The 26,229-nt window shown below is 68.1% G+C and carries 20 protein-coding genes and 2 tRNA genes; 5 read left to right on the top strand and 17 right to left on the bottom strand.

The features are described from left to right. Positions 1–60 precede the first annotated feature (60 nt). A tRNA-Pro gene (locus EK403_RS05710) sits at positions 61–137 on the bottom strand. Between the two features lie 152 nt (positions 138–289). Between EK403_RS05710 and EK403_RS05715 the strand changes: the two genes are divergently transcribed. Next, positions 290–598 carry a hypothetical protein gene (locus EK403_RS05715; protein WP_128776545.1) on the top strand — a complete coding sequence of 103 codons (309 nt, stop codon included), beginning with the start codon at positions 290–292 and terminating at the stop codon, positions 596–598. A gap of 30 nt (positions 599–628) precedes the next feature. After that, positions 629–811, top strand: coding sequence for a CsbD family protein (locus EK403_RS05720; RefSeq protein ID WP_128776546.1), 183 nt, complete (start codon positions 629–631; stop codon positions 809–811). A gap of 48 nt (positions 812–859) precedes the next feature. On the opposite strand, the gene EK403_RS05725 is transcribed toward EK403_RS05720, so the two are convergent. The 3 genes from EK403_RS05725 to EK403_RS05735 form a co-directional block, all read right to left on the bottom strand. Next, on the bottom strand, positions 860–4,390 hold the full coding sequence (locus EK403_RS05725; RefSeq protein WP_128776547.1) for an ATP-binding protein: 3,531 nt from the start codon (positions 4,388–4,390) through the stop codon (positions 860–862). A gap of 78 nt (positions 4,391–4,468) precedes the next feature. Next, positions 4,469–5,236, bottom strand: coding sequence for a hypothetical protein (locus EK403_RS05730; RefSeq protein WP_128776548.1), 768 nt, complete (start codon positions 5,234–5,236; stop codon positions 4,469–4,471). Beyond that, positions 5,233–6,492: a GSCFA domain-containing protein gene (locus tag EK403_RS05735; RefSeq protein WP_245479533.1), complete on the bottom strand. Its 1,260-nt coding sequence runs from the start codon at positions 6,490–6,492 to the stop codon at positions 5,233–5,235. Before EK403_RS05735 ends, EK403_RS05730 begins: the two co-directional genes overlap by 4 nt. A 276-nt stretch (positions 6,493–6,768) precedes the next feature. Here EK403_RS05735 and EK403_RS05740 point away from each other — a divergent pair, with 276 nt between their 5' ends. Then, on the top strand, positions 6,769–7,200 hold the full coding sequence (locus EK403_RS05740; RefSeq protein WP_128776549.1) for a cupin domain-containing protein: 432 nt from the start codon (positions 6,769–6,771) through the stop codon (positions 7,198–7,200). Positions 7,201–7,470: 270 nt separating this feature from the next. Here EK403_RS05740 and EK403_RS05745 read toward each other — a convergent pair. The 12 genes from EK403_RS05745 to EK403_RS05800 all read right to left on the bottom strand — a co-directional run bounded on the left by EK403_RS05745 (position 7,471) and on the right by EK403_RS05800 (position 22,385). Continuing rightward, positions 7,471–7,546: transfer RNA gene (locus EK403_RS05745), tRNA-Lys, on the bottom strand. A gap of 80 nt (positions 7,547–7,626) precedes the next feature. Continuing rightward, on the bottom strand, positions 7,627–9,132 hold the full coding sequence (locus tag EK403_RS05750; protein ID WP_128776550.1) for a tripartite tricarboxylate transporter permease: 1,506 nt from the start codon (positions 9,130–9,132) through the stop codon (positions 7,627–7,629). A gap of 12 nt (positions 9,133–9,144) precedes the next feature. After that, on the bottom strand, positions 9,145–9,612 hold the full coding sequence (locus tag EK403_RS05755) for a tripartite tricarboxylate transporter TctB family protein (protein WP_128776551.1): 468 nt from the start codon (positions 9,610–9,612) through the stop codon (positions 9,145–9,147). Between the two features lie 73 nt (positions 9,613–9,685). After that, positions 9,686–10,660, bottom strand: a complete 975-nt coding sequence (locus EK403_RS05760) for a tripartite tricarboxylate transporter substrate binding protein BugD (RefSeq protein ID WP_128776552.1) — start codon at positions 10,658–10,660, stop codon at positions 9,686–9,688. 195 nt (positions 10,661–10,855) lie between these two features. Further along, a complete protein-coding gene (locus EK403_RS05765) occupies positions 10,856–11,749 on the bottom strand; it encodes an amidohydrolase family protein (RefSeq protein WP_128776553.1) in 894 nt (297 codons plus the stop codon). After that, positions 11,739–13,049: an MFS transporter gene (locus tag EK403_RS05770; RefSeq protein ID WP_128776554.1), complete on the bottom strand. Its 1,311-nt coding sequence runs from the start codon at positions 13,047–13,049 to the stop codon at positions 11,739–11,741. Before EK403_RS05770 ends, EK403_RS05765 begins: the two co-directional genes overlap by 11 nt. Before the next feature lie 93 nt (positions 13,050–13,142). After that, positions 13,143–14,960: a calcium-binding protein gene (locus EK403_RS05775; protein WP_128776555.1), complete on the bottom strand. Its 1,818-nt coding sequence runs from the start codon at positions 14,958–14,960 to the stop codon at positions 13,143–13,145. Positions 14,961–15,127: 167 nt separating this feature from the next. Then, positions 15,128–16,678, bottom strand: coding sequence for a 2-isopropylmalate synthase (locus EK403_RS05780; RefSeq protein ID WP_128776556.1), 1,551 nt, complete (start codon positions 16,676–16,678; stop codon positions 15,128–15,130). A 313-nt stretch (positions 16,679–16,991) separates the two neighbouring features. Next, positions 16,992–17,696 carry an NUDIX hydrolase gene (locus tag EK403_RS05785; protein WP_128776557.1) on the bottom strand — a complete coding sequence of 235 codons (705 nt, stop codon included), beginning with the start codon at positions 17,694–17,696 and terminating at the stop codon, positions 16,992–16,994. Then, complete coding sequence (gene pdxY / locus EK403_RS05790) at positions 17,693–18,541, bottom strand: pyridoxal kinase PdxY (protein WP_128776558.1); 849 nt, start codon at positions 18,539–18,541, stop codon at positions 17,693–17,695. The genes EK403_RS05785 and pdxY overlap by 4 nt, the downstream gene beginning before the upstream one ends. Before the next feature lie 101 nt (positions 18,542–18,642). Further along, entirely contained in the window at positions 18,643–19,164 is a 522-nt protein-coding gene (locus EK403_RS05795; RefSeq protein WP_128776559.1) for a DedA family protein, read from the bottom strand. Positions 19,165–19,334: 170 nt separating this feature from the next. Beyond that, positions 19,335–22,385, bottom strand: a complete 3,051-nt coding sequence (locus tag EK403_RS05800) for a beta strand repeat-containing protein (RefSeq protein ID WP_128776560.1) — start codon at positions 22,383–22,385, stop codon at positions 19,335–19,337. Positions 22,386–22,746: 361 nt separating this feature from the next. Here EK403_RS05800 and EK403_RS05805 point away from each other — a divergent pair, with 361 nt between their 5' ends. Beyond that, entirely contained in the window at positions 22,747–24,003 is a 1,257-nt protein-coding gene (locus tag EK403_RS05805; protein ID WP_128776561.1) for a M10 family metallopeptidase C-terminal domain-containing protein, read from the top strand. 176 nt (positions 24,004–24,179) lie between these two features. Then, on the top strand, positions 24,180–25,460 hold the full coding sequence (locus EK403_RS23575) for a M10 family metallopeptidase C-terminal domain-containing protein (protein ID WP_128776562.1): 1,281 nt from the start codon (positions 24,180–24,182) through the stop codon (positions 25,458–25,460). Between the two features lie 42 nt (positions 25,461–25,502). Here the strand turns inward: EK403_RS23575 and EK403_RS05815 are convergent, their stop codons facing one another. Beyond that, the gene (locus EK403_RS05815) at positions 25,503–26,042 is read right to left on the bottom strand and encodes a hypothetical protein (RefSeq protein WP_128776563.1); all 540 of its coding nucleotides are present in this window, start codon (positions 26,040–26,042) and stop codon (positions 25,503–25,505) included. Between the last annotated feature and the right edge of the window lie 187 nt (positions 26,043–26,229).

Here is a 26,229-nt window from a genome sequence, read left to right on the forward strand (position 1 = left end):
GGTGCCCCGTTATCGTAACGGCTTCCGTAACATTAGGCACGGAACACATACTGAGCCGACTGGTCGGAGTGGCAGGATTCGAACCTGCGACCCCCTCGTCCCGAACGAGGTGCGCTACCAAGCTGCGCCACACTCCGAGCCGGCGGCGGCCCTTATAGGATCGCGGCTCGCGCTCCGCAAGCGACCTCATGGCGCTCACGGGCGGCCGCGCGGAACCGCCGCGCGCAGCGGACGTTGATTTTTTCGAAGGCGGTCAAGAAGACCGTGATTTTTGACGGAAGGCGGCCCAATGGAGACGCGCAGAACCACCGGCAAGGCGGATGAGATGACGGAAGCCGTCGGATCGACCGGCCGTCGCGCCGCGTCGCAGGCGCGTAAGGCCGGCGCCGACATCGGAGACGCGATCGACCGGAACTCGGCGTCCGGCGCGGCCCATGTCAGGCGCGCCTCCCGCAAGAGCTCGGCCGCCTACGAGGCCGCGACCGACGAGTTCGACGATCGCATGGGCTCCCTCGAAGCGCAGATTCGCCGCAACCCGCTCGCGGCCGCCGGCGCAGCTCTGCTGGTCGGGGTCGTTCTTGGACGCTTCGTGCTCTGACTTCGGCCTCGACCCGGAAGATCGCTCGAGATGGTCAACAAGAATACGGTCAAGGGCGCGGCCAAGGAGGTCGCGGGGAAGACGAAGGCGGCCGCCGGCAAGGCGACCGGCGAGAAGGCCGTGCAGGCCCGCGGCAAGGCGCTCGAAGCCGAAGGAAAGGCTCAGAAGACGATCGGCAAAGCGACGACCAGGGCCCGCTCGGCCCTGAAATGAACCTCACGCGCGCCGTAGGCGTCGGTCTCCAGAGCGGCGGGCGGGAGATCAGCCATAGGACCGTTTCGGCGGAGATTCGGCCGCCTCGGCTTCGCCCACCACCCTGCGGACCGCATCGACCAGGGCGCCGAGCGACGTTCGGGACTTGGTGAGAGCCGCCTCGGCCTGGGCGACGACCTCGCGCTCCGCGTCGCGCGCCGAAAAGATGATGATCGGCGTCCGGCGCGCGCCGTCGGCGCCGTTCAGAAGTCGCAGCAGTTCGAGGCCAGAACCGTCCTCGAGGGCGACGTCAAGGATGGCGAGGTCGAACTCTCCGGCCTGGAGCTCGCGGCGCGCCCCCGCCACGCTGGTGACCGACACGACCTCCGCGATCGGCGCGATCGCGGCGGAGACGACGTTGCAGAGGTCGCGGTCGTCCTCGACATGCAGGATGCGCGGCCGCGGAGCAGCGCCGACGCGCTGGCGCAGCAGTCTCAGAAGGCGTCCCGTGTCGACCGGCTTCTCGAGCCATGCCTTGACGTCGAGATCGGCCGCCCGCACGTCGCGCCGCCCCCGCTCCGCATCCGCCGACACCACGAACACCGGGAGGTTTCGACCCTTCGGCAGTGCGCGCAGCGCGCGGATCAGGCTGAGGCCGTCGCCGTCCGGCAGGCTGAGATCGATCAGCGCCGCCTCGAACTCGTCGCGGCCCACGGCCTGGACGGCGGCGCGCATGGTGTCGGCGGTGACGCCCTCGAAGCCGACGTCGCGCATCTGCTCGGCGAGAATCGCGGCGATCAGCGCATCGTCCTCGCAGATCAGGATCTTCGGACGGGCGGGGTGTTCTGGGAGAACCGGCGGCGCTGTTCGGTCCCGCATCACGTGGCGGGGCAGCCGGACCTCGAACTCGGTCCCGAGGCCCGCTTCGGTCCGATAGGTCACCGCGCCGGCGTGGCGCTCGACGATCTCGCGCACGATCGCGAGGCCGAGCCCCGTGCCGCCCTTGCGGCGGCTGTCGGAGCCGTCCGCCTGCGCGAACTTCGTGAAGAGCCTGCCGCGGAACGCCTCCGGAATGCCCGGACCGCAGTCCTTGACCACGATCGCGACCGCATCCCGTTCGGCGAAGATCGACGCCGTGACCAGCCCGCCGCGCGGCGAATATTTGATGGCGTTCGACAGCAGGTTGGTGACCACCTGGGTGAGCCGGTCCTCGTCGCCATAGACCATGAGCTCGTCGCCGCGCGGCGCCAGCTCGACCTCGACCCCGTACTCGTCGGCGTAGGATTTGAGGCCTCCGATCGCCTGCGCCACGACATCGGTCACGACCAGCGACCTGAGGTCGAAGGTCATCCGGCCGGCCTCGATCTTCTCGATGTCGAGGATGTCGTTGATGAGCCGGACCAATCTCAGGCTGTTCGAGTGCGCGATCGTGATGAGGTGGCGGGCCCGGTCGCTCAGCGGGCCGGCCGCGCCGCCCGACAGCAGCCCGAGCGAGCCCGCGATCGAGGTGAGCGGCGTGCGGAGCTCGTGGCTGACGGTCGAGACGAACTCGTTCTTCAGGCGCTCCACGCGCTTGCGCTCGCTGATGTCGCGCGCGCTGAGGAAAATCCGCTCGATCGAGCCGTCCGCGCCGCGCAGCGGCACCTGCACCATCTCGAAGACGGTGGGCAGTCCCTGCACGACGGGCTCGCGCTCGATGGTCGTGACGCGCCCAAGCGCGAGCGTACGCCTCAAATCATGCTCGATCGCCTCGCCGCGGGAGCCCGGGAACACCTCGTGCGGCGAGCGACCCACCACTTCGCCGGGCGACAGCCCGGTGGCGGCGGCGGCCGCCGCGTTCCAGGTCTCAACCCGGAACCCGCCATCGGACTCGACCCGGATCACGGCCTTGGAATCCGGCGAATGGTCGAACAGCCCCCTGAACAGCGCCTCGGCCTCGGCGAGACGCCGTTCGCGGTCTTCGATGGCGGCGGCCGAGACGGCGAGCGCCCGGCCGAGGGCCCCGACCTCGCCGGTCGCCCTGACATCGGGACGCGCGGCGAGGTCGCCGTCCTCCAGTCGGCCCGCATAGGCGGTCAGACGCCGCAGGGGGCGCAGCACGAGCGTTTCGCTGCCCAGCACCCCGAGCGCGAGCGACGCCGCCAGGATGCCGCTGATGAGCAGCAGCCGGTGGTTGAGCCGCTTGTCGACCGGCCGGACGACCTCGCGTCTCGGCATGCCGACGATCAGCGTGCCCTCGCCGTCCAGCACCCTGCTTGCGTAGTAGACCGTCGCCTCGCCGCCGAGCTCGGCGGCCTCGAATGGCTGACCGGGATTGGCGAGCGCCTGCGTCACGAAGGTCGCATCGGCGAGATTGACGCCGATGAGGTTGTCGTCGCGCGGCTCGCGCGCGATGACCACGCCGCCCCTGTCCACCAGCGTCACCGTCTCGCCCCGCTCCTCGCCGTGGCCGATGCCCGCGAGCGGGCCGGCGAGCGCCTCGAGATCTAGGAAAGCCACCACCAGGAATTCGGCCGCGTCGCCCTCGGGGGCGGGCAGTGCGGCGGCGATGCGCGGCATGCCGTTCGCGCGCGAGATGATGAAGCCGCTCACGGTGAACCGCCCCGTTCCGAAGGCGTCCCGGACATAGTCGCGGTCGGCGACCTGCAGCGGCAGCTTGGACGCCTGGTCGGCGCAGCGCACCACGCCGGCGCGGTCGATCACCGAAAGCGAGCGGACGAAGGGAATCTGCGTCAGGTTCTCGGCCAGTTCGCGATTGCACGTCGGTCCGAAGGACCGGATCGCGCTCGACCGCGCCAGAAAGGACAGCATCTGGCGCGTCTGGGCGATCACGGCGTCCTGGCGTTCGGCGCCGATGCGCGCGGTCGCGGCGAGCCGTTCGCTCGCGGCCGCGAGCGCGCTCTCCCGCTCGGCGCTCGCGAAATGCACGGTCAGCGCGACCAGCGGCGCGACCGTGACGACGCCAATGCTCGCGATCTGCCATCTTAGGCTCGCCGCCGCTCTGTCGAAGCCGACGGCGAGCAGCAGGAGGGTGAGCGCAAGCGACGTGCTGAGCGCCGTCTGCTCGAAGCCGTCGATCACGTCGAGCGCCGCCGGATCGTAAAGCTGCAGCGCCAACGCGAAGAGCGGCGGGGCGAGGCCGGCGATCCGCGCGAACTGCCGGAGCTCCTCGACGAGGGCCGAGCGGAAGCGGGTCAACGCGATAGAGATCGCCGCGAGCAGGAGCGACACTCCGACGGCGGCGCTCGGTCGACCAGGATGTCCGGTGGCCGGACTCATGAGCTCGCGCCCGATCAGCGTGTCGACGCCGAGATCGATCCGCGCGACGTGCTGGACCAGGGTCGCGATCGAGATCGCGGCGGCGACGGAGACGAGCGCGTAACCGCCGATCGTCGCGGCCCGGGATCGCCGCTGCAGCGCAAACCAGCCGCCGCACGCCGCGAGGATCGCGATCCCGGCGTTCGGCGTCATGGCGGACGGTCCAAGCCCCGCGGCGCCCGCCGACACCGCAAACCCCCAAACCGCGATGGCCGCCGCGGCGAGCGCCAGGCAAATCCCGACGATCATCCGGTGCGACGAGGTCTGGTCTGGCGTCGTCATCGACCCGCCGGTCAGCTATGAGGGCGCGGCGAGATTAGCCCCCGGCGGCGCGCAGTCAAAACGCCGGGCGCCGCCGGCTCAGGCCGCGGAGCCGAAATGCGGCATCACATCCTGCAAGACCAAAGCGCCGTAGTCGGCGTTCATGTGGCGGAACTCCTCCTCGACGCGCTCCGTCATGCCGCGCAGACGCACCGATCCGACAGAAAATCGCCGCTCGGTGAAGTAGCGCCCGTCGAGCGTCTCCTCGCGCTGCTCGACGAAGGCGACGCCGCAGGCCCGGATGAAGTCCTCCAGCTGCTCGCGCCAGGGCTGTTCCGCCCGCGCGCTCAGCAGTTCGGCGTCCGCCCAGAACTGGTTCGAGCGCCCGGTGATGCCGCGCGAGGCGTGCGGCGTCGGCACTGCGGCGATCGGGACCTTCTGGTCGACCGACCGGATCATCTCGGCGATGCGCCGGGACGACGCGGCGTCGAACTGCCGTTTCACCGCGAGGTCGAAGGCGCCGTCCGAGCAGAGATGCCCGAAGGGCGCCTTGCCGACGGTCGCGACCGTCCGATGGTCCTGGCCGACGCGCAGCACGTTGACGAGGCCAAGATTGAGCCCGACCAGCACGAAGCCATCATAGCGGTCGACGTCGATCGAGGTCCTGCCGCCCGAGGTGGCCTTGAGCTGGTCGACGACCGACGGATTATCGCTCACGAGCGACCGGCCGCGCAGCTCGAGCCCGTTCATCTTGGAGCCAGACGCCGCGAAGAACTCGCCCTCGAGGTCGGCATGCGACTTGGCGAACTCGTCCCACGCGGACTTCACCATGACGATGTGGGAATTGCCGATGAAGCAGAGCCTCATTTGGCGAAGGCCTCGAGCAGCATCTCCTCGCAGACCACGTCGTCCTTGGAGCGCTTGCCGCCGCCCTTGCGGCGTCCGCCCCCTTCCCTGTCGCCCTTCGGGCGCGGCTCGGCGGCCGCCCGCGGCGCGGCCTCGATGCCATGCGCCTCGAAGAAGGCGCGCATCACGACGTCGACGCCGGCGTTCGCGACCGCGCGCATATTGGGCTCGTAGAAGAAGCCGCGCGACGGATGCCCTGCGACCATCTCGTAGGACGGGAAATAGTCGACGTCGTCGAAGCGGTGGTAGAGCTCGCCAGCGACGCCCCGCAGCACCGATTTCGAATAGATGGTCGCCGGCAGCACATGTTCGCCGCTCGCGGTCGCGGTCAGCGGCACCGGCGAGACGGTCAGCAGGAACTTCACCGTCGGATTGACCTCGCGCACGCGCTTGCGGAAGGCCAGGAAGTCGGCCAGCACCTCGGAATGGGTGAGGTTGCGGAAGGCGAAGACCGCCGGGTCATAGCGACCCGCGATCGTGCCCGGGGCGGTCGGATAGACGGTGCCGCTCGCGCGGTGCTCCCAGGTCTCGGTCAGGCCGAAGGTGAAGATGATCACGTCGGCCTGCTTCAGCATGCCCCGGACATGCTTCAGATGCGCGGCGCGGTGGGCCGTGACCTCCTCCGCGCTGGCGAGGCCCTCGGGCTCGACCGAAGGGCGGAGCGCGTCGAAGAAGCGCTCGCCCTTGCGCCACACCGGCACGGCCGGCTCGAACTCGCGGAACGCCTCGCGGGCGAGCTGCAGCAGCTGGCGGGCCGTGTAGATGTTGCCGTAGCGAGCGGAATAGAGCCCGTAGCCGTAGAGCTGGGCGTCCGCGGCGTCGAATCCGAGCGGTGCGGGCTCGCGGTCGACGATCGAATAGCCGGCGCCCTTCAGCCGCCGCGCGATATGCTGCGCGAAGCAGCTGCCGGCGGTCGCGATCTGGTGGCTCGGCGAGAGCGCGAACTTCTTGCGGTAAAGATCCGCGACCCGGAGAGGGTGCTGCTCCGTGACGCCCGACCGCCAGAAGGCGCGGGCCGGCAGGCCCTCATAGGGCGACCGCGGAACGGGCTTCGGCGCGTCCGGGGCGGCGTCCGCCACTGTCACGGCCTGCGGCTCCTCCGCCGGCGCGGCGCTCGGAAGGGCGGCGATCCGCCCCGACCGCTCGGCGTTGAGCTTCCGGCGACGCTTGCCGCCACCCATCGAGCGAATCTTGTTCCAGGATCGTGCGAGAGTCATGCGTCTGCCCCAACCCGTGTCGGTCGGCGGACTTTATCCGTTTGACGACGGGGATGCATCAAGTGTCGCCCCGGGCCGGGCCCGCGCAGCGATGGATCGCAGCGCTGCAGCGCCTCGATCCGAACGCCGCGAGACGGCAGATTCCAGAGCGCGTGTCACGGGACATTAAGAACTGGCCGCGTGTCCTGTCGGAGGCGTCTCAAGACCTCCGAACGAACGAAAGTTTGTCCGTTCGGACATTGGCCCAGCACACTTCACACATATTCGGAGATAGAGATGCGACTTATCAAGAATGTGTCGATCTTTGCGAGCCTTATTCTAGTCGTGACGCCTGCTGCGGCGTTGGATCAGACTCCAGCTGTGGTTGTGACGCCCCTCTTTGAGACGTCGGCGACGTCGAGCGGACAGCCGATTGTCCTGCCTCAGCAAAACGTCCAGGTCATCGTGTCGACTTATGAAATCCAGGCCGGCGCAACACTTCCAGTCCACAAGCATCCTTTCCAGCGTTACGCTTACGTCCTCGCCGGAACGCTCGGCGTCTCAAACGAGGTCACCGGTAAGACGGCGATCTTCAAAACTGGCGATTTCATCCTGGAGGCTGTCGAACAGTGGCACAAAGGAGCAAATGTTGGTCCCGACGTGGTCAAGCTCCTCGTGATTGACCAGATCGAAAAAGGCCAGACGAACGTCGTGATCAAAGATCGGTAGAACGACCCAGCTCTGGCCAATCGTGAGCGAGTCGCGGGTCGGGATGAACATGGCGGCGTCCGCGAGGCGCCGACGGAGAAATCGAGGGCGCAGACGCCAGAAATGACTCATGCGCAGGCTGCGCGCGCTCGGCTCCGCCAAGACAGCCCGGATGCTGCAGATTTACGCCGGGACGCCGAGCAGGCGTCCGAAAGCGCCTCGCCCGGAGGACGAAACAGGGCGGTTTGTCGGAATGTCGCCCTGGGCCGGGACGTGTCACCAAGAGGATCTTGGTGGGCGCACTAGGGCTCGAACCTAGGACCCGCTGATTAAGAGTCAGCTGCTCTACCAACTGAGCTATGCGCCCGGAAAACCGGAGGGTTTTGGCGGCCGCTCGGCGGCCGCGGCGGGGATGTAACAAAGCCGGCCCCGGCTGTCCAGCCGGCTTCAGTCCTCCTCGACGAAAACCTCCTCGCGCTTCTTCCTGACGGACGGCAGGAAGACGACCAGCAGCACCAGGACGGAGATCACGAGCAGCGTGGCGCTCAGCGGACGGGTGAAGAACACAGTCCAGTCGCCGCGCGAGATCGTCATGGCGCGCCGGAGGTTCTCCTCGATCATCGGGCCGAGCACGAAGCCGAGCAGCAGCGGCGCCGGCTCGCAGCCGAGCTTGACCAGCACGTAACCGATGAAGCCGAAGAACGCGACCGTGTAGAGGTCGAACACGTTCGAGTTCACCGAGAACACGCCGATCGAGCAGAACACCAGGATCGCCGGGAACAGGATCGTGTAGGGGATCGTCAGCAGCCTGACCCACAGCCCGATCAGCGGCAGGTTGAGCAGCACCAGCATCAGATTGCCGATCCACATTGAGGTGATGACGCCCCAGAACAGCGACGGCTGCTCTACGGCGACGTTCGGCCCCGGCTGGATGCCCTGGATGATCATCGCCCCGACCATGAGCGCCATCACGGCGTTGGCCGGGATGCCGAGCGTCAGCATCGGGATGAACGAGGTCTGGGCGCCGGCGTTGTTGGCCGACTCGGGTCCGGCGACGCCCTCGATCGCGCCCTTGCCGAACCTCTCCGGATGCTTGGAGATCTTTTTCTCGACCGTGTAGGCCGCAAACGACGACAGGATCGCGCCGCCGCCGGGCAGGATGCCGAGCGCGGAGCCGAGCGCCGTGCCGCGCAGCACCGGTCCGACCATCGCCTTGAAGTCTTCCTTCGAAGGCAGAAGGCCGGTGATCTTCGTCACCATGACGTCGCGGTCATGCTCGTTCTCGAGGTTCCTCAGGATCTCCGCGAGGCCGAACACGCCGATCGCGACCGCGACGAATTCAAGCTTGTCGGAGATCTCGGGGATGCCCAGCGTGAAGCGCTGGGCGCCGGAGGTCACGTCGGTGCCGACCAGGCCGAACAGCAGGCCGAGGACGATCATGGCGAGCGCCTTGATCACCGAGCCATGGGCGAGCGCGACCGACGAGATCAGGCCGAGGAAGATCAGCGAGAAATACTCGGCCGGCCCGAACTGCAGCGCGATCTCGGTGAGCGGCCCGGCGAACACCGCGACCAGCACGGTCGCGACCGAGCCCGCGAAGAACGAGCCGAGGGCCGCGGTGGCGAGCGCCGGCCCGGCCCTGCCCTGCTTGGCCATCTGGTAGCCGTCGATCGCCGTGACGGCCGACGAGCTTTCGCCCGGCAGGTTGATCAGAATCGCGGTGGTCGAGCCGCCATACTGGGCGCCGTAATAGATGCCGGCCAGCATGATCAGCGAGGTCTCGGGCTTCAGTCCGAAGGTGATCGGCAGCAGCATCGCGATCGTCGCGGTCGGGCCGATCCCCGGCAGCACGCCGATCAGCGTGCCGAGCAGCACGCCGAGAAAGCAGTAGAACAGGTTGACGGGCGCAAGCGACGCCTGGAACCCGATGTAGAGATTGTCGAGCAGCTCCATGGGGCTCTCCTCTCAGACGCCGGGGACCAGCGGAGCGACCCACGGTCCGATCAGGGCGTAGGGCAGGCCGAGCCCGTAACTGAAGACGATGACGCAGAAGGCCACGAGGCCGACCACGATCGCGGCGATGAGCACAGGCGTGGCCTTGCTGCTCGCAAGCGTGGCGATCGCCGCGACGAGGGCGATCGCCGGCGCGAGGCCGAGGCCCCGGACCGTCAGGCCGAAGATGATCGGCCCCGCCAGGATGAAGAGGAGGCCGCGCCATGGAATCCCGCCGATCGGCGACTGCTCGCGCCCGAAGCCTTTCAGCAGGATCACGAAGCCGAGGACGCCGAGGATCGCGGCGAGCATCAGCGGGAAATACCCTGGCCCCATGCGGATCGACGAGCCCATCGGCAAGTCGACCGTCCCATAGGCGAAGAGCGCCGCGGTGACGACGAAGATCGCGCCGCAGGCGACCTCGCGGGTGTCCATCTGCATGGGAGCGGCCTCTTCGCTGAAGCGGAACGGACGAGGAAGGAACGCCGCGCGAGGCCGCGGCGTCAGGCCGTCGTCAATCGGCGTAGACGCCGGCGGCCTTGATCACGGGCGCCCAGCGGTCGATCTCGGAGGTGAGCTTCGCCTTGAGAGCCTCGGGCGTGGCGTCCGCGTCGGAGACCGGCGTTGTGCCGAGATCCGCGAAGCGCTTCACGACGAGCGGGTCCTTCAGCGCCTTCTGGAGCGACGCCGACAGCTTCTTGACGATCTCGGGCGAGGTGCCCTTCGGGGCGTAGATGCCGTGCCAGATGCTGACCTCGAAGCCAGGCAGGCCGGCCTCGGCGGCCGTCGGCACGTCCGGCAGCGACGAGACGCGCGTGGTCGTGGTCGTGGCGTAGGCCTTGATCTTGCCGCCCTTGATCTGGTTCGTCGTGTTGGTGGTCTGGTCGCACATCGTGTCGACCTGCTTGCCGACCAGATCAGTCATCGCCGGCCCCGTGCCCTTGTAGGGGACGGTGGTCATCTGGGTCTCGATCTTCGACATGAAGAGCAGGCCGCAGAGATGGCTCGCCGCGCCGACGCCGGCGTTGGCGTAGGTCACCTTGTCCTTGTTGGCCTTCACATAATCGATGAAAGCCTTGAGGTCCTTCGGCTCGAAGTCCGAGCGCGCCACCAGCGTCATCGGCACCTCGGTGACGAGGCCGACATATTCGAAGCCGCCAAGCGTGTCATAGGGCAGCTTGCGGTAGAGCGTGGCGCTGGTCGCCATGCTGATGTGGTGAAGCAGGAGCGTGTAGCCGTCCGGCTCGGACTTCGCGACCCGGCCCGCGCCCAGCGTTCCGCCGGCGCCGCCGATGTTCTCGACGACGATCTGCTGGCCGAGATCCTTCGACATAGACTCCGCGACGAGACGCGTCACGGTGTCGGTCGGGCCGCCGGCCGCGAACGGCACGATCATCGTCACGGGGCGGGTCGGATAGTCCGCGGCCGAAGCCGAACCAAAGCCGATAGCGGCTAACACGGCCGCCGCGGCGGCGAACGACTTCAGCATTCAACGTCCTCCCAAGACTCACGGCCGGCGAGGCGGTTGACCGCTTCGTTGGCGGTATTTGACTTTCCGCCGGCTGAACGCAGCCGCGGCTGAATCCGCGGACCTTTCCGTCGCTTATGTTTCATCGTCCGCGCCGACGCAACATGTCGCGTGGCGAAATTGTCGTCATACGAACAACTACGTACGCCGATCGGCTCATAGCGGCTCGAAGCCGTAGAGCCGCCGGGCGTTGTCGACCAGAACGCGCCGCCGACGATCCTTGTCGGGCAGCCAGTCGTAGAGCCCGTCGAGAAGATCGCCTGCGTTGAGGGTCGCGGCCCAGTGCGCGACATGCGGCCAGTCCGATCCCCACACGCAGCGCTCCGGGGCCGCGTCGGCGAGCGCGCGGGCGAAGGGAATCACGTCGGCGTAGTGCGCGCCGTCGACGGAGGTGCGGTAGGCGCCGGAGAGCTTCACCCAGCCGCCTTCCGCGACGAGCGCCAGCAGCGCGCGGAAGCCGGGATCGTCGAAGCCGCGGCTCGTCGGAAAGTGGCCCATATGGTCGATGACGAAATCGACCGGCAGTCGCCGAAGCCTCGCCCAGAGCTCCGGCAGGACGGCGGCGTCGAGCAGAAACTCGAGATGCCAGCCCATCTCGCGGGCCATCGCGCCGTAGCGCTCGATGTTGCCGAGCCCGACGCCGCCGCCGAACAGCACGTTCAGCCGAAGCGCGCGCACGCCGGCCGCGTGGAGCTCGCGGAGCGTCGCCTCGCCGGCGTCCGGCTCGACGACGGCGACGCCCCTGAGACGCTCCGGATGGGCGCGCAAAGTCTCGATCATCCGCCGGTTGTCGGTCCCATGGACGCTGACCTGGATCAGCACCCCGGCCGACATGCCGGTCGCGTCCAGCATCGCGAGATAGGCCGCCTCCGTGGCCTCCGGGGGCGTGTAGGTGCGCTCCGGCACGAACGGATAGGCGGGCGGCAGGCCGATGACATGGGCGTGGCAGTCGACGGCGCCCGGCGGAACCGTGAAACGGGTCGCTCCGCGGACGCGCGGGTCGGGGCCGGGACAGGCAGGAGGTTCGCCCGGCGCCGCGCTAATCGGCATGCAGCACCTTGCCCTTGGTCTCGGGCAGCGCGAAGGCCGCAAGGAAGAACAGGCCGTAGGCCGCCGCCGCGAAGATCGCGATGGCGCTTGCGAGCGACGCTCCCGCGGACAGGTAGCCCACGAGCGCCGGAAACAGGGCGCCGACGCCGCGGCCGAAATTGTAGCAAAAGCCCTGTCCCGAGCCGCGCAGCCGGGTCGGGTAGAGCTCGGTCAGGAACGGCCCCATCCCCGAGAAATAGCCCGAGGCGAAAAAGCCGAGCGGCAGGCCCAGCAGCCACAGCACGCTGTTCGACAGCGGCAGCTGGGTGTAGGCGAGCACGACCACGACGGCGCCAAGCGAGAACACGAGGAACAGGTTCCGCCGGCCGATCTTGTCGGCGAGCCAGGCGCCCGTGAGGTAGCCCGCGAACGAGCCGACGATGAGCGCCGCGAGATAGCCGGTCGAGCCGACGATCGACAGTCCGCGGTCGGAGGTCAGGAACTTCGGCAGCCAGGTGGTGATGGCGTAGTAGCCGCCCTGCGCGCCGGTCGACAGCAGAGAGGCCAGGATCGTGGTCTTGAGGATGGGACCGGAAAAGATTTCCCAGATCGCGGGGCGAGCGGCGCCCGAGGCCTGGCTTGCTCTGGATTTCTCTGCGATCTCAGGCTCCTTGACGTACATCCTGAGATAGAGCGCGAGCAACGCCGGCAGCGCGCCGACGGCGAACATCCAGCGCCAAGCCGTCTCGGCCGGCAGGATCGAGAACAGGATCGCCTGCGACAGAACGGCGAGCCCCCAGCCGACCGCCCAGCCCGACTGGACGGAGCCGACCGCGCGGCCGCGATACTGGGCGCGGATGGTCTCGCCCATCAGCACGGCGCCCGCCGCCCATTCGCCGCCGAAGCCGAGGCCGAGCAACGCGCGGGCGACCAGCAACTGATCGAAGTTCTGCGCGAAGGCGCAGGCGAGCGAAAAGAACGAGAACCACAGCACGGTGATCTGGAGCGTGAGGACGCGGCCGATCCGGTCTGCGAGGTATCCGGCGCCCCAGCCGCCGATTGCGGAAGCGAGCAGCGTGACGGTGGCGGCGAGCCCGGCCTGGCCCGGCGGCACGTGCCAGAGCGCGGTGATCGTGCCGATCACCAGCGGGTAGATCATGTAGTCCATGCCGTCGAGCGCCCAGCCGACGCCGCACGCCCAGAAGGTGCGCCGCTCCGGCGGGGTCATGTCGCGATAGAAGGCCGCGAGGCTCGCGTCCTCGATCGCGACCGCAGACTGGCGGCCGCGCGCTTCTGCGACCGGGACCTCTCCGTGCGACATCCGACTTCCCTTCCGCCGCTGGGCTTGGGGGAGAGATGGCGCAGCGTCCCGCAAGGGCGAGCCGCTCCGTCGCCGGACGCCCGAATGCGGCCGCTATCCCAGAAGGTCTTCGCCCGAGACCACGAAATAGCCCTTCTCGGGGGTGATCGTCCCGGTGATGTCGACGCCTTCAAAGACGATCACCGTGTCGCCTTCGCCGCGCGTCGCGCCGCCGGAGAAGGTGACGATGCTGTCGCCCCCGACATGCTCGATCGTCACCTCGGTGGCGGCCGACATATAAAGAAAGGCGAGGCTGTCCTCTACGGAGAAATCCGTGATGGTCGGGGTCTGGCCCTCGCCGTGAAGGATCTCGAACTGGTCCGACCCAGCGCCGCCGGTCAGGATGTCGGCGCCGACGCCCCCATTCAGCGTGTCGTCGCCGGCTTCGCCGAGGACCGTGTCGTCCTTGCCTCCAGCGTAGAAGCTGTCGTTCCCGTCGCCGCCGAACATCTGGTCGACGGCCTTTCGGCTGTAGAAGTCGTCGTCGCCGTCGCCGCCGAAGGATATGTCCTCGCCGCTATAGGCGGAGAGGTAGTCGTTCCCCGCCCCGCCCTCCAGCGTCGACGCGCCGCGCTCGCCATAAAGGCTGTCGTTTCCGCCATCCCCGTGGAGGTCCCGCCCCGACACGCTGTCGTCGCCGGCGCCGCCATATCCCGTCGGCGCCCTGATGGCGTCGTCGCCGTCGCCGCCGTGAGCGACGCCCCCACGGAGCTGATCGTCGCCGCCGCCGCCGAACACCTCGGAGCGCGCGCCGCCGTCGATCGAGTCGGCGCCTTTGCCGCCGTCGATCGTGTCGTCCTCGCCCATGATGGTGTCGGCACCGTCGCCGCCGGACACGTCGTCGGCGCCCTCTCCGGCGCTGATGAAGTCGTCGCCGGCGCCGCCGTCGATCGTGTCGTCGCCGCGCGAGCCGGTGACGCTGTCATTTCCGTCCCCGCCCTGGATGGCGAGAGCGTCCAGTCCGCCTCGGACGACGTCGTCGCCTGCGCCGCCGTCGAGCGTGTCGGCGCCGAAGAAGCTGAGGATCCGGTCGTTCCCGTCCCCGCCCGACAGCCAATCCGCGCCGACGCCGCCGTTGATCGTGTCGTCGCCAGCGTCGCCAAGGATCGTGTCGGCGCCGTCCGCCCCGGTCTGCGAATCGTTCCCCTCGCCGCCCGCGATGGAGTCGGCGCCGTCGCCGCCGTCGATCGTATCGGCGCCGCGCCCGCCCGAAATGGTGTCGTCGCCCCCGAGGCCCGCGATCGAATTGTTTCCGGAATTGCCCTCGATGGAGTCGGGGCCTTCGGTCCCGGCGGGCGTCTCGACGCCGAGCAGATCGTATCCCGAAAGCTCGAACGAGCTGGGCCGCTCGTCCGAGAACTCGATCTCGCCGACGAGGTTCACGCCCTCGAACAGGACCACAAGGCCGAGCTCGTCGGCCGCGTCGGTGAAGACGACATAGCTGTCGTCGCCGACATGCTCGACGCTTGCACGCGTATAGCCGCGCATCTCCTCGCCGACGAAAAAGTCCTCGGCGGTGAAATCCGTGATGGTGATCAGCGGCGTCCGGGCGTCGGAGGACGCGATGACCTCAAACCAGTCCTCGCCGCCTCCGCCGGTCATGTCGTCATCGCCGCTCGCGACCGCGAACGGATTTTCGATTTCCTTCGCCGACAACGTGTCGTCGCCCGCCCCGCCGAGCAGGGTGTCATCGCCGCCGCCGCCGCCGACCACGTCGTTTCCGTCACCGCCATCGAGCGAATCCGCGCCGCCACGCCCGTCGATCGTGTCGTCGCCGGTCCCGCCGACCAGCGTGTCCGGACGGTTCTTGCCGGTGATCACCTCCGGCGGCGGAGGCGGCGTGAGGTCCCGCGCTCTGGATACGCTCAACATCGACGTTCCCCCTGTCGGCGTCTGATCGCGCCCTATTCTCGGCAGAAGTCCGCGCCTGGCGATCTGCGGTTGCAGCGGCCGGCCGCCGCAACAAACATGCCCCGTTCACGGGAGGATGACGTCGCGGCCCGCTCCGCGACGCCGTCACATTTTTGCGAACGCCCGCCTCAGGCGCTGATCGCGGCCTGCGCGTTAAGCTGGCCGCGCTTGGCCGAGAGCTTGTTCAGCGCCGCCACATAGGCCTTGGCGGACGCCACCAGCGTGTCGGGATCGGCGACCTTGGCGGTCACGGTCTTGTCGCCCTCCTCCAGCCGCACCGACACCTCGGCCTGCGCGTCGGTGCCTTCGGTGACGGCGTGGACCTGGTAGAGCGCGAGCCGCGCCTCGTGCGGCACGACGCGGCGGATCGCGTTGAAGATCGCGTCCACGGGCCCGTTGCCCGAGGACTGGACCGTCGTATGCACGCCGTCGATGTCGAGCGTCAGCGTCGCCGACTGCGGGCCCATCGTGCCGGCGATGACGGTGAGCGACAGCACCTTGATGCGGTCGTGCGCCGAGGCGATCTGGTTGTCGACGATCGCCTCGATGTCCTCGTCATAGACGTGCTTTTTCCGGTCAGCGAGGTCCTTGAAGCGCTGGAAGGCGTCCTGCAGCGCGTTCTCGCCGAGCTCGTAGCCGAGCGCCTTCAGCTTGTCCTTGAAGGCCGCGCGGCCGGAATGCTTGCCCATGACCAGCGAGGTCTTGGTCAGGCCGACGGACGCCGGCGTCATGATCTCGTAGGTCTCGTTGTGCTTCAGCATGCCGTCTTGGTGGATGCCGCTCTCATGGCTGAAGGCGTTCTTGCCGACGATCGCCTTGTTGTACTGGACCGGGAACGAGGTCGCGGCCGAGACAAGCCGCGACGCGCGGGTCAGCAGCGTCGACTCGACACCCGTCTCGTAAGGCAGCACGTCGCCGCGCGTCCGGAGCGCCATCACGATCTCCTCCAGCGCCGCGTTGCCGGCGCGCTCGCCGATGCCGTTGATGGTGCACTCGATCTGCCGCGCGCCGCCCGCGAGCCCCGCGAGCGAGTTCGCGACCGCGAGGCCGAGGTCGTTATGACAGTGGGTCGAAAAGATCACCTTGTCGGCGCCTGGCACCCGTTCGCGGACCTGACGGAACATGTCGCCATATTCCTCGGGCGTCGCGTAGCCGACGGTGTCCGGCAGGTTGATGGTGGTCGCGCCGGCCTTGATCGCGGTCTCGACCGCCCGGCAGAGATAGTCGATCGACGTCCGCGTGGCGTCCATCGCCGACCACTCGACGTCCTCGACGAGATTGCGGGCCTGGGCGACCGTCGCCTGGATGATCTCGATCACTTGGTCTTCCGTCTTGCGCATCTGGTGCGCGAGGTGGATCGGCGAGGTCGAGACGAAGGTGTGGATGCGGCCGCGTCGCGCGTGGCGCACGGCCTCGCCCGCCCGGGCGATGTCGCCCGGTATGGCGCGGGCGAGGCCCGCGACCGTGGCGTTCTCGGTGCGGCGCGCGATCTCGGCCACGGCTTCGAAATCGCCGTTCGAGGCGATCGGGAAGCCGGCCTCGATGATGTCGACGCCCATGCGGTCGAGCAGCGCCGCGACTTCGAGCTTCTCCTCGAACGTCATGGTGGCGCCGGGGCATTGCTCGCCGTCGCGCAGCGTCGTGTCGAAGATCACGACGCGATCGGAGGATGCGGTCATTTCGAATGGTCCTTCGGTCGGACGTCGGCCGCGGGCCGCTGGCTGGGCGCTGCGCAAGGCCGGAAGTGTCTTGATCGGTTCGGTACTTCGCAACCCCTGAGCGCCAGGGCGATCACGCCCGGCCGGCCCTCAGGGGCGGGTAAGGAGGAGGCCAAGACGCGCGCGCGCGTCCGCGGCGGCCGGCAGGGCCTCCGTCAGGATCGCGGTGAAAGCGTCGCGCGCGGGCATCAACTTAGTCCAGATGTCGGAGGCCATCGGCCGAACCGTTGCGAAGTTTACGTGGAGCGGCCGTTTCGATCAATCCGCGAATGCGTCAGGCGGGAAGCAACGCCGCAAGGGCCGCATGCACATAAGGCGGCGACGAGGAGTCGAGCTCCGCCGCGGAACGGGCGAGGACCACCTCCTCCAGCTCGGCGTCGGGGTCGCGCGCGAGCCAATTGCCGACGCGGGCATGGATGGCGTCGGCGTCGAGCGTGCAGTCGAAGCGGCGGAAATAACCGACGAGCGACCCGTCGAAGACCGCGACGGCGCGCTGCGTCGGCGAGACGAGCGGAGGCGCGAGACCGGTTTCCTCCTCGAGCTCGCGCAGCATGGCGCCCTCGATGTCGACCTCGTCTCCCCGAACGTCGTCGCGGTCCGGCGTGCCGCAGGGGAAGTAGAGAAGCCCGGCGTTCGCGGTGTGGCGCGCCATCCGTCCGAGCAACGCCGCGCCGTCGGCCGAGACGACCACCGCCGCCCCGAACGCGTTGATCACCCGCCGCTCCTCCGGCCGCGTGCGGAGCCAGACCAGAGTGGAGAAACCCGTCTCCCGGCAGGCGAGCTCGAGCTGGCCGCCCGAAATGGCCACGTCCTCGCCGAGCAGAACGCGGCCGTCGAACATTTGCGGCTTCTCGGCGAGCGCGCGGCTCCAGACGGACGCGATCGCCTCGCGTTCGAGCGCCTCGACCGGATGCGCGCCAGGCCGAAGCCGCGCCGACACGCCGCAGACGCGCGCGACGCGCAGGCGTTGCGCGCTCATGCAGGCTCCGCGGCGAACATAAGGCTTGGGCGCACGAACTCCTCCTGCGCGGCGACGGTCAGGATCTCGCGTGAACCAGCCTCGGCCGTGGCCTTCAGGAGTCCGAAGACCGACGAGGCGGCGCGCGACAAGGCCTCGGCGCTGGAGCGCGTCGTCAGCAAATGGACGAAGAACAGCGCCGCGATGGCGTCGCCGGCGCCGTTGACCGAGAGCGGCAGCAGCGGGGTGCGGACACGCCACGCGCCGGCGCCGTCGACGGCGAGCATCTCGATCGCGCCGTCCGGCGTCTCGGATGTCTGGAGGCTCGTGACGAGCACCACGTCCGGACCAGCGGCCCTCAGCGCGCCGGCCGCCGCCTTGGCGGCTTCGACGCCGTCCACGGCGCGATCGGCCAGGAATTCGAGCTCGAACTGGTTGGGGGTCACGACATCCGTCGCCGGCAGCGCGCGGTCGCGCATGAATTCGGGGATGCCCGGCCGAACGAAGACGCCCCGCCCCACGTCGCCGATCACAGGATCGCAGCAATACCGCGCGGCGGAGTTGGCGCGCTTCACGCGGGCCACGGCGTCGAGGATCGCCTCGCCGATTTCGGCGTCGCCCATATAGCCCGACAGCACGCCGTCGCAGCGCGAGAGCGCGCCGCGCTCCTCGACGCCGAGCACGACCTCGCGGATCGCGTCCGCCGGGAACACGGGACCGCGCCACGCCCCGTAGCCGGTGTGGTTCGAGAACTGGACGGTGTGGACGCCCCAGACCTCGTGGCCGAGCCGCTGCAAGGGAAACATCGCCGAGGCGTTGCCCACATGGCCGTAGGCGACGTGGCTCTGGATCGAAAGGATGTTCACGAGGCGCGGCCAGGTGCTGAAAGCCCGAAGCCTTCTACCGCCGCCGCTCCGCGCCCGTCGAGTTCGAACCCGTCATCGGAGCGATCGCGGCGCGCGATGGGTCAGCCGACATAGTCGCGCAGCAGCGCCGCGCCCGGCGCGAGCAGCACATAGGCCCACACCGCCGCCGACGAGGCGTTTGCGATCTGGAAGAGCCAGAACGGCATCTGGAACATGCCCGCAACGAACGGCACGAAGGAACGGATCGGGCTGACGAAGCGGCCGAGGAAGACGCCCGCCATGCCCCATTTCTCGACGAAGGCCTTGGTTCGTTCGATGAGCTGCGGCTTCGACTTCACCGTCTTCCACTCCATCACCCTGTCCTTAAGATGGATGCCGAGCCAGTAGGACGCCCAGTCCCCGATGAAGCCGCCGAGCGCGACGCCGGCGAAGATCGGCCAGAAGGCGAGATTGCTGGCGCCGATCAGCGCCCCCACGCCGACGAAGAGCGGCGTCGACGGCACGGCGAGCGACAGGCCGACGATCGATTCCAGGAACGCCATCACGAACACGATGACGGGCGCCCAGGCCTCGTGCTCGCGCACGAAGTCGAGCACTGGCTGGATGATGGCGTCGAAATTCATGGGGAGCCGGCGTCTCTGAGAGGAGACGCCTTGTTCACGCATTTCATGAAAAGCGCAATGGACCGAGGGTGCGGCGGCCGGAGCCCTCGGCGGGCCGAAAACGTCTGAAAAAGCAGGGGCCGGCCCCGGCGAGCGGGACCGGCCCTCGGAAGAGCCAGCGCGTTCGCGCTTCAGATCACCGTGAAGTCGTCCGCGGTCAGCAGGTGCCCGGCGCCGATCCTGGCGAACTGCACCGCCCGGCCGGAGCCCGACCCGTCGGCGTCGAACAGCAGCGCGCCGCTCGAGCTGTTGTAGATGATGCGATCGTCGGCTTCCGCGGCCGACGAGCCGATCACGAAGGCGCCTGCGGCCAGCGCGCCCGCCGTCAGCCCGCTGAAGACCGCATCGTCGAGCAGGAACGTGTCGTCGGCGACGACGAAGTCGGAGACCGTGTCGACGTTCGAAGACTTGAGCTCGGTCGAGAACGTGAAGCTGTCGGCGCCGTCGCCGCCGGTCAGGATGTCGGAGCCGAGCTTGCCGTCGATCACGTTGGCGCCCGAGTTGCCGACGATGGTGTTCACGACCCCGTTGCCGGTTCCGTCGATCCCCGAAGACCCCGTCAGAGTAAGCTTCTCGACATTGGCGCCCAGCGTGTAGGTCCTGTTCGCCTGGACCGTGTCCGTGCCGCCGAGGGCGAGCTCGGTCACCACGTCGTCGGCGTCGTCGACGACATAGGTGTCGCTGCCCGACCCGCCGATCATAGTGTCGGCGCCGCCGCGGCCGTCGATGACGTTGTTGCCGCCGACCGCCGTGATGACGTTGGCGAGGTTGTTGCCCGTCGCCTGGATCGCGAGGCTCGAGGTCAGCGTCAGGTTCTCGACGCCGCCGCCAAGCGTGAAGCTCACGGAGGACTGGACGGTGTCGACGCCGGCGTTCCCGGCCTCCGTGACCACGTCGCCCGTGTCGTCGACGATGTAGGTGTCGTCGCCCGCGCCGCCCGCCATCGTGTCGACGCCGCGTTCGCCGTCGAGCACGTTGGCGCCGGAGTTGCCGTTCAGCGTGTTGGCGGAGCTGTTGCCGCTGGCGTCGATCGCGGCTGAACCCGTGAGGGTCAGGGTCTCGAGATTGGCGGCGAGCGAGTAGCTGACCGAGGACTGCACCGTGTCGGCGCCGCTGTTGGCGAGCTCGGTGACGACGTCGCCGGCGTCGTCGACCACATAGGTGTCGTCGCCCGCGCCGCCGGACATCCGGTCCGCGCCGCCGCTGCCGTCCAGCACGTTGGCGGCCGCGGTGCCGATCAGGATGTTGGCGAGGTTGTTGCCGGTCGCGTCGATGGCGCCGCCGCCCGTGAGGGTGAGGTTGTCGACCGCTCCCGAGAGCGTGTAGGAGACCGAAGCCTCGACCAGGTCCACGCCGCCGCCGGCCGCTTCGACCACGACGTCGCCCGCGTTGTCGACCACGAAGGTGTCGTCGCCGCCGCCGCCGATCATCGTGTCTGCGCCGACGCCGCCGTCGAGCACGTCGTTGCCGCCGCCGCCGTCGACGCTGTCCGCCGCCTGCGAGCCGAAGAACTTGTCTGCGCCAGCGAGCATCGACACGACCTTGTTCGACACGATGGTCGTCACGCCGCTGAGGTCGAAGGTGTTGCCCGCGGTGGTGCCCGACAAGCTGCCGACCGTGTAGTCGAGGCGCTCGATCCCGGCGGCCGCGTCGAGCTTCAGGTTGACGATCGTCGTGTCGTCGCCGCCGAGCTTGATGAAGGCCAGCGTGTCGGCGCCGTCCCCGCCCGAGAAGGTCGAGGTCTTCTCGACGCCGGCGCTGTAGAGCAGATCGTCGCCGTCGCCTCCCGACAGCTCGTCGGCGGCGGCGCCGCCGTCGAGCGTGTCGTTGCCCGCGCCGCCGATCAGCGTGTCGAAGTCGTCGCCGCCGGAGAGCGAGTCGTTTCCAAGGCCGCCGTCGAACCTGTCGCTTCCCTTGCCGCCGATCACACTATCGGCCACCTGGGTGCCGATGAAGCGGTCGGCGCCGGCGCCCATATCGATCGCGCCGCCGTTGACCACGGCGGCGACGCCGCTGAGATCAAAATTGTCGCCGCGCTTGGTGCCCGAAAGCCCTCCGCCGGTCTCGAAGCGGATCGTCTCGATCGAAGCGGCTGCGTCGAGCTTGAGGCCCTGGGTCGAGGTGATCCCGTCGGCCGACTGAACGAGGGCGAGCGTGTCGGCGCCCGCGCCGCCGGAGAATGTGGTCCCGGTGTCGACGCCGGAGGACACGAACCTGTCGTCCCCGTCGCCGCCGTCGAGCGAGTCGGTCCCGGCGCCGCCATCGAGCGTGTCGGCGCCCGCGCCGCCGTTCAGCCTGTCGTTGCCGTTGCCGCCAAGGACGTTGTCGCCGGCCTGCGTGCCCGTGAAGCGGTCATTGCCGGCGCGAAGGTCGATGAGGCCGCTGCCGACCAGCGTCGTGACGCCGCTGAGGTCGAAGATGTCGGACTTGGCCGTGCCCGAAAGGCCGCCGCCGGTCTCGAACGCAATGGTCTCTACCGAGGCGGCCGCATCAAGCGTCAGGCGCGAGATCGACGTGACGCCGTCGGCCGAGGTGACGAGCGCCAGCGTGTCGTTCCCCGTGCCGCCGACGAAGACCGTGGAGAGTTCGAGGCCCGTCGAGACGAGACGGTCGTCGCCCGCGCCGCCCACCACGCTGTCGGAGCCCGCGCCGCCGATCAGCGTGTCGTTGCCCGAGCCGCCTTCGAGCGTGTCGTCGTCGGCCCCGCCGGAAACGCTGTCGGCGGCCTGCGAGCCGATGAAATCGTCGGAGCCCGCGCCGAGATCGATCAGTGAGCGATTGTTCACCGTGACGACGCCGGAGAAGTCGAACGCGTCGTCGCCGGCGGTGCCGGAGAGAGTTGCGTTCGACATGTTGATGGTCTCGACGCTCGCCGCCGAGGTCAGGCTGATGGCCGAGGTTGTGGCGGAGCCCGAGAACACGACGGTGTCGGCGCCGGTTCCGCCGGTGATCACGTCGACCCCGAAAGCGCCGCTCTGGATGAACGTGTCGTTGTCGGCGCCGCCGTCGAGCGTGTCGTCGTCCGCGCCGCCGATGATGGTGTCGACGCCTGCGTCGCCGGTGATGGAGTCGGCGCCTGCGAGGCCGCTCAGGGAATCGTTTCCGGCGGCGCCGGTGATGGTGTCTTCAGTGTCGGTGCCCGTCAGCGTGTCGGGGCCGGTCGTGCCAGGAATCACGGACATCGCGCAAAAGCCTCGTTGGGTGCTGTCGGCTTTCTCGCGCGCGCTCCTAAAGATTGTGTTTCGTCGCTTGATGAAACTCAGGCAAATAGTCGTTCTTTTATAGTCAAACAAAAATTAATTGTCGCGAAATCCTAAGAAAATGAGCGCTCTCAGCACTTCTACGTACAACTACTTAGAATGTCGAATGACTCACGACACACGGCGTTACCGCCGTCGGCCTCCTGTCCGATCCCGGAAGGCGCCCCGCGCATGCGCCAAACGCGAGGCGAACCACGTTGAGGATCGCGACACTCTAGTATAGATCAGCGCAAGGTCGCCGCCTCATCAGTTTATAACTATATAAACTCAAGGATTTTCTGCTATGATGAAGAAGGATCCGTCGTTCGACAACCTCGTCGACTACATCGCGTTCGGCGAGCACGTGGAGCCGGCGCAGTCCTGGGCCAAGACCTCGCTGACCGTCGACCTCGGCGTGTTCGTCGACGAGCCCGGCATGCTGGCCTGCGCGCGCCGCTCTCTGGAGGTCTGGACGCGTAGCGCCGGCTTCGAGTTCACGGAAGTGTCGGGCGGCGCCGACATCGTCTTCACCGCCGATCCCGGCGGCGCGTACACTGGCACTGATTACACAGGAGACGGCGAGATTCTCGGTGCGACCATCAATGTCGCGCTGGACTGGAGAGACGGCGACCCCAGGGGCGAGCGCTGGGGTCTCGGCGATTACGGCATGCAGACCTTCGTGCACGAGATCGGCCATGCGCTCGGCCTCGGCCATCCCGGCCGCTATTTCGGGAACGTCACCTACGAGGACAATGCGAGGTTCACCAAGGACACGTGGCAGCACACGATCATGTCCTATTTCGACCAGAGCAACCTCGACGGCCATGAGCGATACATCGTCTCGTCGCCGAGGCTGGCCGACCTCGCGGCGATCCGCGCGCTCTATGGCGAGATCGAGCTCCGGCCGGAGGACTCGGTCTATTCGCTGTCGACGATGGAGATCCGGCGCGGCGCCGGCACCTTCACGATCGCGGACACGCGCGGAAGCGACCTGATCGATCTCCGCGGGACCGGCGGCGCGAAGGTCGATCTCCGGGAAGGCGGCTTCTCGACGTTCGGCCTCCACGACGACAATGTCGCGATCGCGTTCGGCTCGGTGATCGAGGACGTCCGCGGCTCCGGCGGGGCGGACGCCGTGAGAGGCAACGACGCCGCCAACGTGATCTTCGGTGCGCGCGGCGACGACACGATCGAGGGAAGCGGCGGCGACGACACGCTGCGCGGCGGGCTCGGCTCCGACGAACTCGCCGGCGGCCGAGGCCGCGACGTCTTTACGTACCGCCGCGTCGAGCAGATCGACGGCGACCTGGTGCGCGACTTTCAGTCGGGACTCGACGTCATCGGTCTCGCGCGCGTCGACGCCGACGAGACCCAGGTCAGCGACCAGTCCTTCGCCCTCATCGGCGCCGACAGGTTCGGCGGAACGGCGGGCGAACTCAGATACCAGTTCCGAAACGACGCGACGATCGTGACCGGAGACGTCGACGGCGACGGCCGCGCGGATTTCAGGCTGACGCTGCTGTCCGAGATCGAGCTTTCCGCCAAGGACTTCATCCTCTGACGCCTTGGGTCAGCGGGGCACCCTCCCGACGGCGGCGCACTGATGCCGTTCCGCCGCAGACGGCGTGAAACCTCGGCAAGCTGGACGATCGCCATTGTGATCATACGCCGATGAGCGGATGACGTCGTTCCGGAAGCGGTATTGAATTAGAGCCGGCTCACGGAAGCGTCGCACTCATGTCCAAAGATCCCTCGCTCGCCCATCTCGTTGATTATCTCGCGCATGGCGACGGTTCGACACCGGCGCTGCGGTGGGCGGACACGTCGCTGACGGTCAGTCTGAAGGGACTGTCGGACGATGCTCGCATGCTGGCGGCGGCGCGCGCAGCGCTCGACATCTGGACCGAGGCGACCGGCATAACCTTCGAACAGGTGAGGACGAACGCTGACATCAGCTTCGGCAACGGCGAGGGCGGAGCTTTCGCGGAACTGAATTACACGGCGCGTGGCGAGATGATCCACGCCCATGTCAATGTGGCCGAGAACTGGATGAACGGCTTTCCGGCGGATCAACGCTGGGGCGTCGGCGACTATGGCCTCCAGACCTTCATTCACGAGATTGGCCATGCGCTCGGCCTCAACCACGCCGGCTCGTACAACGGCCAAGGGTCCTACGAGCAGGACGCGATTTTTGCCAAGGACACCTGGAAATGGTCGATCATGTCGTATTTCGATCAGAGGTCCGACGGCTCGCAGATCGACTATTTCATCTCCTTCCCCGCCGTCGCCGACGTGGCGGCGATCGATCAACTCTACGGCCCCGCCAAGATCAGGGAGGGTCACGACGTCTATACGATGGAGACGCTGCTCGACCTTCAGAACAAGGGCACTTTCACGCTTGTCGACACCGGCGGCGTGGACCGCTTCGACTTCCGCGGCTTCAAGGACGGCGCCTTCATCGACATGCGAGGCGGCGGCTTCTCCACTCTGGGAGGCAAGCCGAACGACTTCGCGGTCGCGCTCGGCACGAAGATCGAGAACGCCATCGGATCGGACGCGACCGACAGCTTCACCGGCAACACGGCCGACAATCTCCTGAACGGCGGCGGGTACAACGACTATCTGATCGGCGGCGACGGGAACGACACCCTGATCGGGGGCGGCGGCAATTTCATGCCGGGCCTCAAGATCGGCGACGATCTGACGGGCGGGGCGGGCGAAGACGTGTTCGTTTTCGTCAAGGCGCATCACCTCGACGCCGACCGGATTCGAGACTTCGAAGCCGGAGTCGACATCATCAAGCTCAAGAAGATCGACGCCGACACGACCGCCGTGGGGCGGCAGGCCTTCGACTTCATCGGGACCGACGGCTTCGGCGGGAACGCCGGCGAGTTGCGCTACGAGATCGCCAAGGGCGGCACGCTCGTCACCGGCGACATCGACGGCGACGGAGCGGCCGATTTCCGTCTCGAGTTGATGCGAAAGATGGACCTCAGCGCGGCGGACTTCGTCCTTTGAGCCGACGTCCGCTGCGGCGTCGGAACGACGCCATCCCGGAAATTACGCCGCCTGGGCGAGTGGCCGCAGGAAGAGCGATCCAACCTCGACCTCGCTAGGGCCTGCGAGCGCGAAGACGACGGCGTCCGCCACAGACTCCGGACTCGCGGTCGCGCCGTCCGTGCGAGTCACGATAGTGGTGACGCGTTGGTTCTCCCCGGCGCAGACGACGTCGCGACGCTCGCTTGCGACGGCCAGTCGAATGAAACGTCGCGCAGGACACGCCTTCGGAGAGAGCAGCCTCGGAGCGGGGCCTGCGTCCAGGCGAAGCGCCCCGCCGCTCACGATCGCCTCGATCGCTCCGAAGGCGCTCTCGGCATAGTCCGCCAGTTCGCCAAGCGCCGCGGGATCGTGCGGGTCCATGGGACGCCACAGAATCGTGGCGCATTCCCATCTCAGCTCGGCGAGCGTTTCGTTCAACTCGTCGGACCGAGGAGAACCGAGGACGATGAGCGCGCCCTCCTTGGCCAGTCGACGGGCGAGCGCCGCGGCGACCTCGCAATCGGCCGCCACCGCGACCGTCTTCCCGCGGAGATTCGGCATCGGACCCTCCAACAGCTATGACGCATCCATACGGAGACGCCATGTGAAGGATGACGGGCGCGGCCGCGAAGTGATAGCCAGATGCTCCAAACCTCTTGCACGATCCTCCTGAAGTCGCGCCCCACCCCTCCCGCTCCGGTCGTCGTCGGCCTAGCTTGCGGCCACGACGCCGATCCGGCGGGCGCTC

Source organism: Hansschlegelia zhihuaiae, assembly GCF_004103825.1.
Lineage (GTDB): Bacteria > Pseudomonadota > Alphaproteobacteria > Rhizobiales > Methylopilaceae > Methylopila > Methylopila zhihuaiae.